Below are 16,083 nucleotides of genomic sequence, written 5' to 3' on the forward strand. Positions count from 1 at the left end.
CCAGAAGTATGACCACAGGTTGACACCCACCGCAATAACGGCAACACTGTTGCCATTATGACGAGCACCCATACCCAGTCAGTTTCCGTCGACGGCCTGCGCGTTCACTACGAACGCGCAGGTCAAGGGCCTGCTGTGGTGCTGTTGCACGGCAGCGGGTCGTCATTGGAGGGCTTCGAGCGGGTCGCGGAGCTGTTGTCGGCGTCCCACGACGTCATCCGCCCGGACCTGCCCGGGTTCGGGCGGACGGGGCCGCGGCCCGACCGTGACTACCGCGTCCGTACGTACGCGGGCACGATCGCCCGGTTCATGACCGCGCTCGGCGTGCCACACTTCGCCGTGGCGGGCAATTCGCTGGGCGGTAACATCGCGTGGAACCTCGCGCTGGACGCCCCGGCCCGGGTCGACGCACTGGTGCTGATCAACGCCACGGGCTACCCGGAGAAGACGCTACCCGCCGGGTTGCGGCTGGCCCGGAACCCGTTGCTGCGCCCGCTGCTGCGGCGCTGGCTCCCGCGGGGCGCGACCGAACGCGGGCTGCGGGAAGCCGTCGGCGCGAACTCCGCGATCGTGGACGACTCCATGGTCGACCGGGTGCACGCGCTGACGAGCCGTCCGGGGAACCGGTCGGCGTTCGTCGACTTCGCCAACACCGACCAGCCCGATCGCAGTGCCGAGATCCCGAAGATCGCGGTCCCGACGCTGGTCCTGCGCAGCGCCGCCGTCGACGGGCAGCACTTCGCCCGCGACATCCCGGGCGCCGCCGACGAGGTCCACGCCGACGGTGGCCATCTGCTGCCGGAAGAGGCCCCGGACTGGGTGGCCACGGCGATCAAGGATTTCCTGCGATGAGGTACTTCGCCGCCTCCGATGAGAACCGCCGGCTCGACGCGGCCACCCGCCCGACACTGCGCGGCAGCTTCGTCGCCCTGTCCGACGGGGTGACGCACTACGAGCTGACCGGTCCTGACGGTGGGGAACTCGTCGTCCTCGTCGGCGGCCTCACGATTCCGCTGGCCTATTGGGACGGTCTCGCGGCCCGGTTGCACGCCCGCGGCCTGCGCACGCTCGCCTACAGCGCCTACGGACGTGGTTACTCCGACCGCATCCGCGGCCTCTACGACGAAGCGTTGTTCGTCCGGCAGCTCACCGAGCTGACCTCGACCCTGGCTCCCACTTCGCCGTGGCACGTCGTCGGCACCTCGATGGGCGCTCTGGTCGCGATGGCTTATACGAACCTGCACCCCGAATCGGTCACCACGCTCACCGTGGTCGGACCGGCCGGGCTGGGCGAACGTCCCCGCGCGCAACGGTTGCTGCGCAACGATCTTCTCGCCGGATTCGTCGCCCGGCGCTTCGGCCGCAAGCTCCTGGAAGGGCACCTCGGGCACAACGTCCGCGACCCCGCCCTTTCCGCCAGGCTGGTCGCGATGGTGCGCGACGCCTACCGGTACGAAGGCTCACTCTACGCGTTCTTCCAGACCCTGCAACGCTTTCCGCTGTACGAACGGCAGGACCTGTTCCGCAGCACCGGCGAGCTGGGGCTCCCCGTCCTGCTGGTGTGGGGCGACGACGACCAGGTCACCCCGATCACCCACCTCGCCACCATCCGCGAGCTGCTGCACCCGCGGCAGACGCACGTCATCACCGAATGCGGCCACATGGCCCCCTACGAACGGCCGGACGACGTCGGCGACCTGCTCGCGTCGTTCACCGTTCCCCACCCGGATCGGCTCGAATCGTGAACGAACCCCTCGACGTCCTGATCGCCGGCGCCGGTCCGACCGGCACCATCCTGGCCATCGACCTCCTCCGCCGCGGCCTGGCCGTCCGGATCGTCGACAAGGCCCCGCGCTCCTTCGAAGGCTCCCGCGCCAAAGGCCTCCAGCCGCGCACCCTTGAGGTCTTCGACGACGTCGGTGTGCTCGGCGACGTCCTCGACGGCAGCAGCGACTACCCCCGCCTCGGCATCCACCTGGGACCGGTCACCGTCCCGTGGCGGATGTTCCGCAACCGCGAACGCAGCAGCGACGTCCCCTACCCCAACACCCGACTGATGCCGCAGTACCGCACGGACAGCGTGCTGCACGACCGGCTCGAGCAACTCGGCGGCAAGGTCGAATACGGCCGCGAACTCGACGGGTTCACCCAGGACGCCAGCACGGTCACCGCGACCGTGCTCGGCGACAACGGCCCGGAACGGGTCACCGCGCGCTACCTCGTCGGTGCCGACGGCGGGGCCAGCGTCGTCCGCAAGCACCTCGGCCTCGGCTTCCTCGGCGAGACCCGCGACGGAGACCGGATGCTCATCGTCGACGCCGTCACCACCGGCCTGTCCGGCAACCGGTGGCACGTCTGGCCAGGAGCGAAAGGCCGGTTCGCGGGAGCTTGCCCGCTGCCGCACACGGACCTGTTTCAGTGGATGATCCGCCTGTCCCCGGACGAAGAACCACCCGACGGCGAGGAAGCGATCACCCGGCGGATCCAGGCCCACACCCGCAACCGGTCCATCGCCGTGCGCGACATCCGGTGGCGGTCGGTGTTCCGGCCCAACATCCGCCTGGCCGAGGCCTACCGCCGCGGCCGGGTCTTCCTCGCCGGCGACGCCGCCCACGTGCACACCCCGGCCGGCGCGCAAGGCCTCAACACCGGCATCCAGGACGCCTACAACCTCGGCTGGAAACTCGCCCAAGTCCTCGCCGGAGCCGACCCACATCTGCTCGACAGCTACGAAGCCGAACGCCTCCCCATCGCCGCCGGCGTCCTCGGGCTGTCCACGAAGAAGTACGAAGGCCTCGCCAAGCTCGACCCGTCGAGCCTGCGCCGCGGCAAGGACGAACAGCAGCTCTCGCTGACCTACCACGGCGGCCCTCTCGCCCCCAGCGGAACCGACCGCACGAAGACGCTGCAGGTCGGCGACCGGGCACCGGACGCCGACCTGCCCGGCTCGCGCCTGTTCGACACCTACCGGGGACCGCACTTCACACTGGTCGCGTATGGCAAGGAGGCTGCGGCGGCGAGCGACGAGCTCGACTGGCCTGCCACGGGAGCGCCGCTCCGCCGAATCACGGTCGACGACCGGCACGGCTTCCGCGGCAGCTACGGAGTCGAAGGTGACACGCTGCTGCTCGTCCGGCCCGACGGCTACCTCGGCCACATCGCCACCCGGGACTTCCTCGCCTCGACCCGCGCCACCACCCGGGCCCTGACCCCGGAGGTGACCCGATGAGCCGCACCCTGCTGCGCGGCGCGAAGGTCATCACCATGGCCCCGAACCGGCCCGACGCCGAACGCGCCGACATCCTGATCGACGGCGACACCATCGCCGCCGTAAGCGAAGGACTCGACGAATCCGGCGCGGAGATCGTCGACGTCACCGGCCGGATCATCATGCCCGGCCTGGTCAACGCCCACCTGCACACCTGGCAGACCGCCCTGCGGGGCGTCGGCACCGACTGGACGCTCGCGGACTACCTCGGCCGCATGCACGGCGCCGTGGCCCGGCACTACCGCCCCGAGGACATGCGGATCGGCACCCTCGCCGGCGCACTGGACCAGCTCAGCCGCGGCACCACCACCCTCGGCGACTGGTGCCACAACACCCCCACCCCGGACCACACCGACGCCGCACTCGACGGGCTCGTGGCGTCCGGCATCCGCGGGGTGTTCCTGCACGGCACCCCCTACTCCGCACCCGATGCGACCCACCCCGTCAGCGAGGTGGACCGGCTGGCCGCCGGCCCGCTGCTCACCCTCGGCATGGCCGTCCGCGGACCCCAGCTGTCCACTCCGGACACCGCGGTCGCCGATTTCCGCGCTGCCGCCGAACGCGGCCTCGTGGTGTCGATGCACCAGAGCGGCGGCGAACCCGGGCCCGGGTGGACCGCGGTGCGGGACGCCGGGCTGCTGAGCCCCCGCACGAACGTCGTGCACGGCGCCGGGCTCACCGACGACTGGCTCAAGACCCTGGTCGACGCGGGCGCAAGCCTCACCAGCACACCCGAGAACGAACTCGGCCAAGGCCACGGCTTCCCCGTCACCGGGCACCTGCTCCAGCTGGGCGCCGCACCGTCACTGGGTACAGACACCGACGCCGTCACGCCCGCCGACGTGCTCTCCGCCGCCCGTATCGCCCTGGCACACCAGCGCGGCCACGACCACGAGCACCACCAGCGGGCCACCGGCTCCTTCTCCCTCACCGCGACGATCACCGCCAAGCAAGCACTCGCCTGGGCTACCGTCGAAGGCGCCCGGGCACTCGGCCTCGCCGACCGCATCGGCCGGCTCGACACCGGCTTGCAGGCCGACCTCGTCGTCATCGACGCCCCGGCGCCGAACCCGATCGCCGCCGCACTGCACGCCACCGCCGGCGACATCGAAGCGGTCATGATCGCCGGGCGCTGGCGCAAACGCGACCACACCCTCCTCGACGTCGACCTCGGCACCGTGCGAGCCCAGCTCTACGAATCCGCCGACCGCCTCATCCCGCACCTCACGGGCTGATGGGCACGCGGGACGAACGCGCGAGCCGCACCCGGGCCGACCTGATGGCCGCGGCGAAACGGTTGTTCGGCGAACACGGTTACCTCGATACCAAGATCGCCGACATCGCCGCCGGGGCCGGCCGCGCCGTGGGCTCCTTCTACACCCACTTCGACGACAAGAAACAGCTTCTGACCGCGCTGCGCAACGAACTCACCGAGACAGCAGCACCCGGCCCGGCGAGCGAGGACCCGATCCGCGAGCACGTCACGGCCTGCTGGACGGCACTGCGCACCCACCGCCCCACCGCCATCGCCCTGCTGCAATCGGCGACCGCCTCCGCCCCGACCTCCGGACAATTGTGGGACGAGCTGACCACCTGGACGGTCCCACTGCGCAAGCACCTGGAAAACCGACGCGACCGCGGTGAGCCGCTGACCGGCGACCCCGAACTGCTGGCGACCGCCGTAGGCGTCATGCTCGCCGGCCTCAACCACGCCCTGCCCGCCGACGACCCACGCGACGGCCGCGTCGCCGACACCGTCACGAACCTCGTCCTCCACGGCCTGACCGGCCCTGAACAGTGAGATGCTGCCGTGCGTCCGCCTCGAGTCGACGGTAACTTCGCGCAGGGTGAGCGCGGACAGGTCCACTGCGGGCTTTTCCTTGAGCAGTCCGACGTTCCCGCTCGAAGCGTCGGGCGTCGCCAGGTCCGGGGCGGGGCTGGTCACCGGCGGGTCCCGGCACGAATTCCCCGACCACGGCGTCTGCGTCAAGTTTCCGCGGCTCACGCCGCCCACCCAGCACCGGATGCACCTCGCCCGCAAGTTCTCGAACCGGATCACCTGGCCTTCGCCCCGTGAACAGAACCGCACTCGCGGTTCCGCCTACAGAAGGCGGGCCGGATATTCGAGGAGTTCGCCAACCCGCGCGCGGCGAACGGGCGAGGCCCTCCGCATTCGATCCGTCGGTCGGCGCGGCTGCGGCGAGCCCGCCCGATAGGGGCATTCTCGCTGGCAGCAGGGTGTCAGGCCGTCCGGCCGTGATCGGCGCCGGATAGCATTTCTTCGGGAGATCAGCGGGTCTGCCACCACCGAGGTTCCGACGACCAGCGAGGGCGATGTGGTGACGGCGAGTTCACTGCCCGTCGAGCAGACCAGTTACGTCGGGCGCGGTGGTGAGATCCGCGAGATCATCGAGCTGATCGAGACCGGCCGCCGCCTGGTGACGCTGACGGGACCGGGTGGGGTCGGCAAGACTCGCTTGGCTCAGCGGGTGGCTGCCGGAGCCGCGAGCGCCTTCGACGGTGATGTGGCCTTCATCGAACTCGCCGAGTTGCGCGAGCCGGACCTGCTGATCAGCACCGTCGCGCACCGGCTGGAGCTGGGTGACAACACCACCGCACCGGCGCTAGACGTGCTGACCCGCCAGCTCCGAGACCGCCGGATGTTGCTGGTACTGGACAACTGTGAGCACCTGTTGTCGGCCTGTGCCCGGCTGGCGGAGGCGCTGCTGCGTTCGTGCCCCGGCATGGCCATGCTGGCGACCAGCAGACAGTCCCTCGACGTGCCGGGCGAGCACCTGGTGCCCGTGCGGCCGTTCGCCGTCCCCAGGCCCGGCTTGTCTCCCGACCAGGTGAGCGGCTACGACGCAGTGCGGCTGTTGATCGACCGAGCCACTGCGGCGGCGGCGCCGCTCTCAGTCACCGAAGCCAACGCCGCTGACGTCGTCAGGCTGTGCCGCGCGCTGGACGGACTGCCGTTGGCGATCGAACTCGCCGCGGTGCGGCTAAGGGCGCTGTCGGCCGGTCAGCTCGCCGACCGGCTCGACACGCGGCTGGCCATGTTGCGCGGCGGCAGGCGTGTGTCCGCGCGCCAGCAGACCTTCCAGGCGCTGCTGGACTGGAGTTACGACCTGTGCACCGGACAGGAAAAACTGTTGTGGGCCCGCACATCGGTGTTCGCGGGCAGCTTCGACCTCGACGCCGCCGAGGATGTCTGCTCGGGCGACGGCATCGAGCGCGAAGCGGTTCTGGACGGACTCGACGGGCTGATCGACAAGTCCATCCTGTTGCGCGAGGGCGCCGACACCGCCCGGTACCGGCTGCTGGAGACTGTGCGGCACTACGGCGAGGACCGCTTGGTCGAGCAGGACGGGCAGCACCTGCGCCGACGGCTGCACCGCGACCACTACCGGCGGCTGACCGACCGGTTCGCCGCCGAGTGGTTCGGGCCGGAGCAGATCGCCTGGGCCGCGTGGATCGACCGTGAGAACGCGAACTTGCGGCTGGCACTGGACTTCTGCACCGCGGACCCGGCGGAGGCAGGCACCGGCCTGCGGATGGCCGCCGACGTGTGGAACTTCTGGGTGCGGGTGAGCACCAAGGAGGGACGGATGTGGTTCGGCAGGCTGCTCGACGCCGCACCTGCCGATGCCCCCGGCAAGGCCACCGGCTTGTTGCTGCACAGCTTCTTCGCCAACCTGCAAGGCGACACCGACACCCGTGCGGAACTCGACGCGGCGACCCGGATCGCCGAACGCACCGGCGATCGGCACGCCGCGAGCTGCGTGCTGATCGTGGCCGGGCACGGCGCGATGATGCGCGACCGAGCCAGTGAAGTCACCACATCGCTGGAGGACGCCGTAGCGACCCTGCGGGAGCTCGGGCGGCCGTACTCCATCGCTTGGGGCATGTTCACGCTGGGGCTGTGCACCGGACTGGCCGGCAACGTCTCACGCAGCCGGGAAGTTCTCGACGCGGCCATCGAGATGTGCGTCGAACACGGCGACCTGTTCCTGCGGTCGTGGACCCTGTGGTCGCGTAGCGCCATTGAATACGCCCACGGCGACGTACAGGTAGCCAAGAAGGCGGCGACAGAGGTGCTGCGGCTGCAGCGGTCTCTCCACGACCGGTCGGTCATCGGCTACACCCTGACAGTCCTGGCGGGCTGCGCCGCGAGAACCGGAGACGCCCGCCGGGCGGCCCGCCTCAGCGGCGCGGCCAGCGTCATGTGGCGCTCCGTCGGCGCCACCATCACCAACCTGACCTCGTTCTCCAGCCATATGCACACCGCCACGGCCGCGGTCGTCAAGGCGCTCGGGCAGGACAAAGCGGCCGCGGAGTTCACGGCGGGCACGGCCATGTCCACTGCCCAAGCCATCTCCTATGCCCTCGACGACGCCCCGGACCAGGAACGAGCCCCCGCTCCGAACCTGAGCGGTCTGACCAAACGGGAGTCGGACATCGCCCGTCAGGTCGCCGAGGGAATGACCAACCGGGAGATCGCCGCTCACTTCGTCATCGCGCCACGCACCGTCGATACCCACATCACCAACATCATGAACAAACTCGGCGTCCATACCCGCACCAAGATCGCGACGTGGGTCCTTGACTCCACGCCCGGCAGCTGAACTCGATCCGAGCATTCTTCGGTCCCAGGCAAGACGAACAGTACCTGTCCTGCCGTCACCACAGTCTTCCGGCGAGGCGGCATAGCGCCCCTTGTCCGCGCGTATAGATGACGGCGAGTGTCATCCTCAGTGGACAATAGGCGGTCACTTTCGGGGAACGACGTAGCTCGGATCGGCTCCTAACGTCATTTCGTGCGCAGGGTGCCGCGGTTCGTCCATAGCCTGCCAAGGCACGCGCAACGCGGGACTGTGGAGTTCCTTCGTTCGGCAGCGGATGAGTTGCGAGCGCTCGCTCCACGCGAGGTGGTGCGCCGCGCGATCACGGTCGTCGTGGTGGTCGCGGGAGACGCCACTTTCGGTCTCGTGCGGACCGGTGGTCAGTTGCCTTCGTCCGGGTTCGTCTCGGTCTCTGTGGTCGCGCTCGTGCTCCTGGTCAGGTCGTGTGTGCCGCGAGCCGCGATGTGTGCTGCCGTGTTCGTCGCGCTGCAGCCGCCACATCTGGGAGTACTGGCCGTTGTGGTGTGCGCGTGGTCGGCGGGGCGCCGTCCACGCGGCCGCTGGAGCATTGTCGCGGCGGTAGTCGCCTGCGCGTTGCTGTGGGTGGTGTTCCTGATGCCCGCGTTGTGGCCGGCCGCTCCGGAACGGGCTGCCTTGGCGTTGGCCGGTTTCGCCGTGGTGGTGATCCTGCCGCTGCTGGCAGGCCGTTACATCGCGCAACGGCGGCAGCTGGCGACGGCCTCGGCGCAGGTGGAGGAGCAACTGCGCAGGGAACGTTCGCTGATGGTGCGGCAGGCACGGTTGCGCGAACGCAGCCGGATCGCCCGCGACATGCACGACGGGCTCGGGCACCGGCTGAGCCTGATCTCGGTACTCACCGGAGCGTTGCAGGTGGAAGTCGGGCTGACCGCTCGCGCCAAGGCGACAGTGCAGAGCTTGCACAAGACGTCACTTGCCGCGGTGGTCGACCTCGCGGCGATGATCGGTGCCCTCACTCCCGAGGCCGCCGCGCACGAAGAACAGGGCACTCATGCGGTCGAGGCGTTGCCACAGCTGGTCGAAGGATCGCGGGTGACCGGGTCACAGGTGGACTTCCGCCGGACAGGCCCGCCGCGGGAACTTCCCGCCGCGGTAAGCCGAGCGGCCTACCGGGTCGTCCAAGAAGGACTGACCAACGCGCACAAGCACGCCACGGGCGCGGCGATCACGGTCGTGGTCAGCTACGAACCCGACGCGCTGCTGGTGGAAGTGCGCAACGCCGTTCCGGGCTGCGAAGTACGTGCGCCGTCTCCGGGCACGAGGCTTGGCCTGATCGGGCTGAACGAACGGGTCCGGCTGGCCGGTGGAATCCTGCGGGCGGAGCCCACCAGCGAGGGCGGGTTCCGCGTCGCGGCCATCCTGCCGTACGACCCCGAGGACACACATGACCACGAGTACTGACGGCATCCCGCTACACTTGCCCTCCTGACCAGCGCGAACACCGATAACCACACCGAGGGACCGTGATCCGGACACTCATCGCCGACGACGAGCCGCTACTGCGGACCGGGATCCGGACCATCCTGTCGACGGCCGACGACATCACCGTCGTCGGCGAAGCCGGGACCGGTTCGGAGACGATCGACCTTGCCTCCGAGGAACACCCGGACATCGTGCTGCTGGACCTGCGGATGCCCGGGATAGGCGGACTGGCCGCCATCCCCCGTCTACGGCAGGTCACCCCCGACAGCCGGGTCATCGTGCTGACCACGTTCGACGAGGACCACAACATCACCACCGCCCTGGACGCCGGCGCGACCGGATTCCTGCTCAAACGCTCGGCGGCCGAAGAAGTCCTGCACGCCATCCGCGCTGTCCATCAGGGAGACACCTATCTGTCCCCGTCGGTCACCCGCAGAGTCGTCGGGATGATCACCACCACCGACCGGCCGCGTCAGCACCGGGCACGCCGGCTTATCGCCACCCTCACCCCACGCGAACAGGACGTGTTGTGGCTGCTGGGTGAAGGTCTGTCCAATGCGGACATAGGTAGCAGGCTGCGAATGCGTGAGGCGAGCATCAAGACTTACGTCAGCCGCCTGCTCGCCAAACTGGGGTGCACGAACCGGGTCCAGGCCGCCCTGCTCGTCCGCGACGCCGGAGACGTTCCCCGGCGAGGTGGCGAGACCACCTCGCAACTTCGGGACTGAGCTGAACAGCGGTACCGAGGGCCTGCGAAGTACGGAACATTATCAGCGCGGATGCTCCCCATTTCGCCTCTCCCTGCGACGTGCGGGAACAATGCTTTCCAAAGTCAACACGAAGCGTTCACCAAAGTGCACATTTCCGGGATTCTTTCCCCGCTTCACGTGATCATCCGCCACGAGATAACGTCCCAGCATGCCGACACGGCTCGAGGGGACAAAGAAGAACGACGGCGGACGACGCCTGCCCGCGCCGTCCATCGAATTGACGGACGCGCACCCGGCTCGCCGCCAAGCCCGCTTGCCCGCAAGCACGATCACCTCAAAGTGTGACCCGATCGCAGATGATTTAGTTTTTGTCACCACAGGACGAGTGCCCACAGTTGTCGATCACCCCTGGAAGACAATTTTCCGACGAACGACGGTTCGCCCCCCTCCACACCGGAGCACAGAGGGGCATATTCAGTTGACTCAACCGTGGACGTCAGTGGTAGCCAATTGGCCCGTCTGCTACGTTCCGAACGAAACATGAACGACAACATCGGTTCCCGATTGAGAGATCCGTTAATTCACGCGCTTTCAACTTGTCAGCGCAAGGAACGAAACCATTGTATGAATAATCTTCATCCGCGGCGGTGTCCCGGTTAATCCAGCAGCGCGGCGGTGCCGGCCAGGTCAGGAGTCTACGATGCCAACCAGGACGCTTGCCGCCGCAGCACTGCTGACCGCCGTGATCGCTATCGGCGTCCTGGCTCCGGCACTCCGTACCGCGGTACCACCGTCCATGACTCCGGCACCGTCGTGCCTCGCCACAGATCCAGGCATCGCCGCAGGTTCCGGCGGAGCACAGCCGTTCTTGGGGCGAGTGGGGCGATGGATGCTCTCCACGAAGGTCCTCACCCTGCGGCCGGGCATCCGATCCCGGGTGGAGCGTGCCGCCGGATCGGCATGCCGCCCCTAGACCGGCGCCTTCTGGCCCCCGAAGTTTTCGAGGAAGTGGATACATGCTCCGTACTGGCTTACTGATCGTCTCACGCATCATCGAGGTGGCGCTGGTGCTGCTGGGCGCGGCGGTCGTCGTTCTCGACAGCAGCGTCTACCTGGCGTTGTGGGACCTGGTCGCACTCGCCTATCTCGTGATGCGGGTGCGACGGCTGGTCAGGGCGAAAAGGTCGGGTGATCCGGCGGACACCACGTGGCTGCGGTCCACCCTGGGGCGCCGCAGCGGGCTGCTGTTCACGCTGTTCACCAGTCTCGTCGGGATCACGGCAGGACTGATGATCGTGCTGGACGGGGCAGGCGAGACAGAAGCCATCGTGGCCAAGCATCGGTGTCCCCGCAGTGATCTTCGCCTGGCTGATCCTGCATTTCGGGTACGCCGAACGCTACGCACGGGACTACTACGCCGCGTTGCCGGATCAGGTTCTGGTCTTCCCCGGTACCGATCGGCCGACGCTCGTGGAGTTCGCGTACTTCTCGTTCACGCTGGGGACATCCTTCGCGGTGTCCGATGTGGAGACACGGGGTAAAGCGGTCCGGCTGCGTGTCCTCACGCACAGCGTGCTGGCGTTCCTCTACAACACCGCGATCGTCGGCATCGCGGTCGGAGTGATCAGCGGCAAATAGCCGCTGTCCGATCAAGACACCGGAAAGGGAAGAAATGGTTCGGAAGAAACTCATCGCGGGCTTGAGCGTGGCCGCGATGACCGGGGCGCTCACGGTGGCGGTCGCCGGCGTTGCGGGCGGCGCTCCCGCGGTGACGTGGTCACCTTGCACCGAGGAGATCCTGGTGGGATTCGACTGCGCCACGGTCGCGGTGCCGATGGACTACGCCCATCCCGACGGCAAGCAGATCTCCATCGCGATCAGCAGGCACAAGGCCACCGAACCCCAGCGGCGCAGGGGGGTGCTGTTCACCAACCCCGGCGGCCCGGGGGGAACCGGCCGGGACCTGTTGTACAACTACCTCGAGACGCCCTTGGCCAAGGTGTACGACATCATCGGCATCGACGTACGCGGGCTGGGCGGGTCCACGCCGCTGAACTGCGAAGTGCCGTCCACCCCGGAGCCCGTGCCGACGACACGGCCGAGCGACACGGTCTTCCCACGCATCACCGAGTACGAGAAGCAATGGGAAGAGGGCTGTGTCCGCGGCGGTGGCGAATTCCGCAAGCATGTGACCACCCCGAACACCGCGCGCGATCTCGACCGCGTCCGCGCGGCACTCGGCGAAGACAAGATCAGCTATCTCGGCGTGTCCTACGGGACGTGGCTGGGCGCGGTCTACGGACAGCTCTTCCCGGAACACCTCGATCGCAGCGTGCTCGACTCCTCGCTTGACCCCGGCACCACGTGGCACGACCAGGCCTACGACGTCGTCGACGCGACCAAGGCCAACTTCGACCACTGGGCGTCGTGGACCGCGCGGCGTGACGCGACCTTCCACCTCGGCACCACTCCGAAGAAGGTCCGCGCGAGCATCGACAAGATCGCCGACCGGCTGGCCGTCGAACCGGTCGGCGGGATCGAGAACCAGACCCAGCTCGACCTGGTGGTCGGCCAGTACACCCGCTACCGGCAGGTGTGGGCGTCCCTTGCTAAAGACCTGCAGAAAGTACAGGCCGAACTACCCTTGCCTGCCGGTGATCCGGCGTTGGCCGACAGCAACCGGCGCGCGGCCGCGGTGGCGGCCCGGCTCACGGAGCAGGCCAAGACCGAGAACGGGGTCTACCGGACGATCCTGTGCGATTGGGCCTGGCCGACCGATCTGAACGTCTACTACCGCGACATGCGCCGGGTGCGGGAGACCGTCCCATTCGGCGGCACCGTGCCGCAACTGGCGCCGAACAACTGTTTCTTCCACCAGGGCGACAGGGAACCGTTGCCGGCGATCGGCAAGGCGAAGTATCCGAAGGGGCTCGTCTTGGCGGCCGAAGGAGACACTCAGACGCCGATGGTCAACGGGGAAGCCATGGCCAGGACCCTGGGCAGTTCCCTGATCGCGGTGCGCGGTGAGGGCCAGCATGGCCAGTACACCGCGGGCGGCATGGACCCGGCCATCCCGGTCAAGCCCAACCCGTGTGTCGACGACAAGGTCAACGCTTACCTCGTCGACGGGAAGCTCCCGCCACGGCGCACCGACTGCGACAGCACCAACCCGCCCGCCGCCATCCCCACCGATCCGGCACCGGGCGTCGAGGACCTGATCGCCGACCTCGGCAGCATCGCCGAACAGCTCCTGCACGCCGTACTGCCTCACCAGGCCCGCTGACCCACCCTGTACCGCCGGGCCGTGCCCTCCTCCCTCGGGCACGGCCCGGCCCTCACCTCACCACGCAGCCATCGAAAGGAAGAAGTCGACCGTGAGCACGAACGAGTTCGGCGGAGGACAAGACCCGGAGTCGGACATCCTCGTGGTGACCACCAACGACGTCGCGGGATACCGCGTCCAGCGGGTCATCGGCGAGGTGTACGGCGTCACCGTGCGGTCCCGGCACGTCGGCAGCCAGATCGGCGCCGGGCTGAAATCCATGTTCGGCGGCGAATTGAAGGGGCTCACGAAAACCCTCGTCGACTCCCGCAACGAGGCACTGCAGCGCCTCACCGAGCAGGCCCGCGTCCGCGGCGCCAACGCGGTGCTCATGACCCGTTTCGATGTCAACGATGCCCAGGACCTCGGCACCGAAGTCTGCGCCTACGGCACCGCCGCCGTCATCGAAAAAGCCTGACCCACCTCTCACGAAGAAAGAACTCTCATGGACGACGACATCAATTCGGTTCCCATCCTGATCATCACCCTGATCCTCGCCCTGCTCTACATCGCCGCGCTGTGGCGTGTTTTCACCAAGGCAGGCCGACCTGGCTGGGCCGCGATCATCCCGATCTACAACCTCTACATCCTGACGAAGGTCGCGGGGCGGTCCGGCTGGTGGGTCGTGGGGTTGCTCATCCCCGTCGTCGACATCGTTGCGGGCATCGTGGTCTCCCTCGGAGTGGCCAAGTCGTTCGGCAAGAGCGGCGCATTCGGCTTTTTCGGACTGTTCGTCTTCGGATTCATCGGATACCCCATCCTCGCTCTCGGCAGCGCCCAGTACGCCGGGCCGGAGTCTTCCACGTCATTCCAACACGCCTGAAACTCGCGGCACCCCAGTGCCGGATCGGATCCTCGGGGTCTGGTCCGGCACTGGAGTCGAATGCGCATGAAACGCGGGTCCTCCCCTTAGGGTGATGCACGTGTCCCAGTTTCTCACCGCGATCTCGCGGCGCCCTGGCGAATTCGCCCGCGAAATCGTTACGAGAGCCCAGGAAACGTCTCGCCGCGAGTTCGTCGTCGAAGCAGCGTTAATCGCCGTCTGCCTCGCGGCGGACGTATCCTCCGACGCGTTCCTCGACGACCGCGGCCTCGGACAACTCGCCGGGCTCGCGGCCGTTTACGCGGGGCTGCTCCTGGTCCGGCATCTGTTTCCGGTGCTCGCGCTACTCGCCGCCGTGCTCCTGCTGTATCCGTACGGTGTGGGCGGGATCAGCATGCTGGTCGTCATCTACTGGGCTGGCTACCGCATCGCGGGCTGGCAACGAGCGTTCGCCGCGTTCACCGCCGCGATGGCGGTGTCCCTGGTGGTGTCGGGAGACTTGACGACGTTGGCCGTCGGGCCCCTGTCGGTGGCACCCCGGCTGGCCCTGGTGCTCCTTGGGGTACTGATGCCCTTCCTGCTCGGACGGTTCGCCGCACAGCGAAGTCGGCTCGCGCTGGCACTCGCCTGGCAGGACCGGCACATTCGACGCGAACGTGCGCTCCTCGCAACGCAAGCCCGGATGCGTGAACGCAACCGGATAGCCCAGGACATGCACGACGGCCTCGGCCACCGGCTCAGCCTGATCTCGGTACTCAGCGGTGTAGTGAACCAGAACCCGAACCTGCCTCCCGAAGTACTGCCGACGCTCGACGCGCTGCGCACCACCGCGAACGCCGCCGCGGCCGAACTGCAGGACGTCGTCGGAGCGCTGGCACCCGACAGCGACCCAGGCGACGAACCCGGCGCCCACACGGCCGACGCGATCCCCGGGCTGATCGACACCGCCCGCGCCACCGGAACCGAAATCGGTTACCACCATCTCCCGCCGCCGGACTCGCTGTCCGCGTCGACCAGCCACGCCGCCTACCGAATCGTCCAAGAAGGACTGACCAATGCCTGCAAACACGCACCAGGAGCCGCCATCACCGCGACGGTGACCTACGAACCCGACGCGGTACTGGTCGAACTCCACAACGACAAACCCCCTGCCCCCATCGAGCAACCGGCACCCAGCACCAGACTGGGTCTCATCGGACTCACCGAGCGCGTCCGGATCGCCGGCGGAGCACTGCACGCCGGACCGACGCCCGACGGCGGATTCCGCGTCGCAGCAATACTCCCCTACGACAGCCCTGCCGAAGCACCATCCACCGTGGATGATTCCGAAGTGGATCTCGACTACACGCGGTCACGCCGCTTCAATGTCCACGCCGGCACCAGCGCCCTCGTTGCCGTCGCCGCCTGCCTCCTCGGCGCGCTGATCCTGCTGGTATGGATCGGCATCAGCGACGGCGGCTCGAGCGTCCCGGCGAAACTCTACGACTCGATCCCGGTCGGTACCGAGGAATCCGCCGTCAGAGACCTTCTTCCCGCGCCCACCGATTCCGCTCTTCTCACCATCCGTGCCGGTGCGCCCCCTGAGCCCGAAAGCGCGTCCTGCCTGTACTACCTCGCCGCCGAACAGCCGTCCACGACCCCGGAGTTCATCGCGTTCCGCTTCTGCTTCGCCGACGGCCGCCTCGTCGACAAGCAGACCTACACCACCACATAATGCTCACTCAGATTCCCCTGCCGACCTCGATTTTTCACCCATTCGCGCCTTCAGCACGATAGCGACAACCAGAACAGCCTCTTTTCGCATCGACATGACAAAGACACGGACGGAAGTCGAAAACAAGCTTTGCTATCACAAGGGTTCACTTTCGACCACATCT

At 68.0% G+C, this 16,083-nt stretch carries 13 protein-coding genes; all 13 read left to right on the forward strand.

Features of this window, described 5'->3' with window-relative positions; genetic code table 11:
• Window positions 1-57: 57 nt before the first annotated feature.
• The 13 genes from AVR91_RS10650 to AVR91_RS10710 all read left to right on the forward strand — a co-directional run bounded on the left by AVR91_RS10650 (window position 58) and on the right by AVR91_RS10710 (window position 15,920).
• Window positions 58-852, forward strand: a complete 795-nt coding sequence (locus AVR91_RS10650; RefSeq protein ID WP_063273665.1) for an alpha/beta fold hydrolase — start codon at window positions 58-60, stop codon at window positions 850-852.
• Window positions 849-1,745, forward strand: coding sequence for an alpha/beta fold hydrolase (locus AVR91_RS10655; RefSeq protein WP_063273666.1), 897 nt, complete (start codon window positions 849-851; stop codon window positions 1,743-1,745). Before AVR91_RS10650 ends, AVR91_RS10655 begins: the two co-directional genes overlap by 4 nt.
• The gene (locus AVR91_RS10660) at window positions 1,742-3,229 is read left to right on the forward strand and encodes an FAD-dependent oxidoreductase (protein ID WP_063273667.1); all 1,488 of its coding nucleotides are present in this window, start codon (window positions 1,742-1,744) and stop codon (window positions 3,227-3,229) included. The genes AVR91_RS10655 and AVR91_RS10660 overlap by 4 nt, the downstream gene beginning before the upstream one ends.
• Window positions 3,226-4,503 carry an amidohydrolase family protein gene (locus AVR91_RS10665; RefSeq protein ID WP_063273668.1) on the forward strand — a complete coding sequence of 426 codons (1,278 nt, stop codon included), beginning with the start codon at window positions 3,226-3,228 and terminating at the stop codon, window positions 4,501-4,503. The genes AVR91_RS10660 and AVR91_RS10665 overlap by 4 nt, the downstream gene beginning before the upstream one ends.
• A complete protein-coding gene (locus AVR91_RS10670; RefSeq protein ID WP_063273669.1) occupies window positions 4,503-5,069 on the forward strand; it encodes a TetR/AcrR family transcriptional regulator in 567 nt (188 codons plus the stop codon). The genes AVR91_RS10665 and AVR91_RS10670 overlap by 1 nt, the downstream gene beginning before the upstream one ends.
• A gap of 538 nt (window positions 5,070-5,607) precedes the next feature.
• Window positions 5,608-7,893 (forward strand): ATP-binding protein, encoded by a 2,286-nt coding sequence (locus tag AVR91_RS10675; protein WP_228709176.1) that lies wholly within the window; start codon window positions 5,608-5,610, stop codon window positions 7,891-7,893.
• Between the two features lie 306 nt (window positions 7,894-8,199).
• A complete protein-coding gene (locus AVR91_RS10680) occupies window positions 8,200-9,330 on the forward strand; it encodes a sensor histidine kinase (RefSeq protein ID WP_143253949.1) in 1,131 nt (376 codons plus the stop codon).
• Window positions 9,331-9,392: 62 nt separating this feature from the next.
• On the forward strand, window positions 9,393-10,079 hold the full coding sequence (locus AVR91_RS10685; RefSeq protein WP_063273672.1) for a response regulator: 687 nt from the start codon (window positions 9,393-9,395) through the stop codon (window positions 10,077-10,079).
• Between the two features lie 1,335 nt (window positions 10,080-11,414).
• Window positions 11,415-11,699 carry a DUF1345 domain-containing protein gene (locus AVR91_RS43735; RefSeq protein WP_267284110.1) on the forward strand — a complete coding sequence of 95 codons (285 nt, stop codon included), beginning with the start codon at window positions 11,415-11,417 and terminating at the stop codon, window positions 11,697-11,699.
• A gap of 34 nt (window positions 11,700-11,733) precedes the next feature.
• The gene (locus AVR91_RS10695; RefSeq protein WP_063273673.1) at window positions 11,734-13,344 is read left to right on the forward strand and encodes an alpha/beta fold hydrolase; all 1,611 of its coding nucleotides are present in this window, start codon (window positions 11,734-11,736) and stop codon (window positions 13,342-13,344) included.
• 91 nt (window positions 13,345-13,435) lie between these two features.
• Window positions 13,436-13,801 (forward strand): YbjQ family protein, encoded by a 366-nt coding sequence (locus AVR91_RS10700; protein WP_063277558.1) that lies wholly within the window; start codon window positions 13,436-13,438, stop codon window positions 13,799-13,801.
• A 27-nt stretch (window positions 13,802-13,828) separates the two neighbouring features.
• Window positions 13,829-14,206 carry a DUF5684 domain-containing protein gene (locus AVR91_RS10705; RefSeq protein WP_063277557.1) on the forward strand — a complete coding sequence of 126 codons (378 nt, stop codon included), beginning with the start codon at window positions 13,829-13,831 and terminating at the stop codon, window positions 14,204-14,206.
• Window positions 14,207-14,306: 100 nt separating this feature from the next.
• Complete coding sequence (locus tag AVR91_RS10710) at window positions 14,307-15,920, forward strand: sensor histidine kinase (protein ID WP_158077395.1); 1,614 nt, start codon at window positions 14,307-14,309, stop codon at window positions 15,918-15,920.
• The last annotated feature ends 163 nt before the right edge of the window (window positions 15,921-16,083 follow it).

Source organism: Amycolatopsis keratiniphila subsp. keratiniphila (genome assembly GCF_001620365.2).
Lineage (GTDB): Bacteria > Actinomycetota > Actinomycetes > Mycobacteriales > Pseudonocardiaceae > Amycolatopsis > Amycolatopsis keratiniphila.

Bases quoted from the DNA above. Each gene is read 5' to 3' on its own strand.
- AVR91_RS10655 (WP_063273666.1), top strand. From the start codon at position 849: ATGAGGTACTTCGCCGCCTCCGATGAGAACCGCCGGCTCGACGCGGCC.
- AVR91_RS10665 (WP_063273668.1), top strand. From the start codon at position 3,226: ATGAGCCGCACCCTGCTGCGCGGCGCGAAGGTCATCACCATGGCCCCG.
- AVR91_RS10650 (WP_063273665.1), top strand. From the start codon at position 58: ATGACGAGCACCCATACCCAGTCAGTTTCCGTCGACGGCCTGCGCGTT.
- AVR91_RS10670 (WP_063273669.1), top strand. From the start codon at position 4,503: ATGGGCACGCGGGACGAACGCGCGAGCCGCACCCGGGCCGACCTGATG.
- AVR91_RS10695 (WP_063273673.1), top strand. From the start codon at position 11,734: ATGGTTCGGAAGAAACTCATCGCGGGCTTGAGCGTGGCCGCGATGACC.
- AVR91_RS10705 (WP_063277557.1), top strand. From the start codon at position 13,829: ATGGACGACGACATCAATTCGGTTCCCATCCTGATCATCACCCTGATC.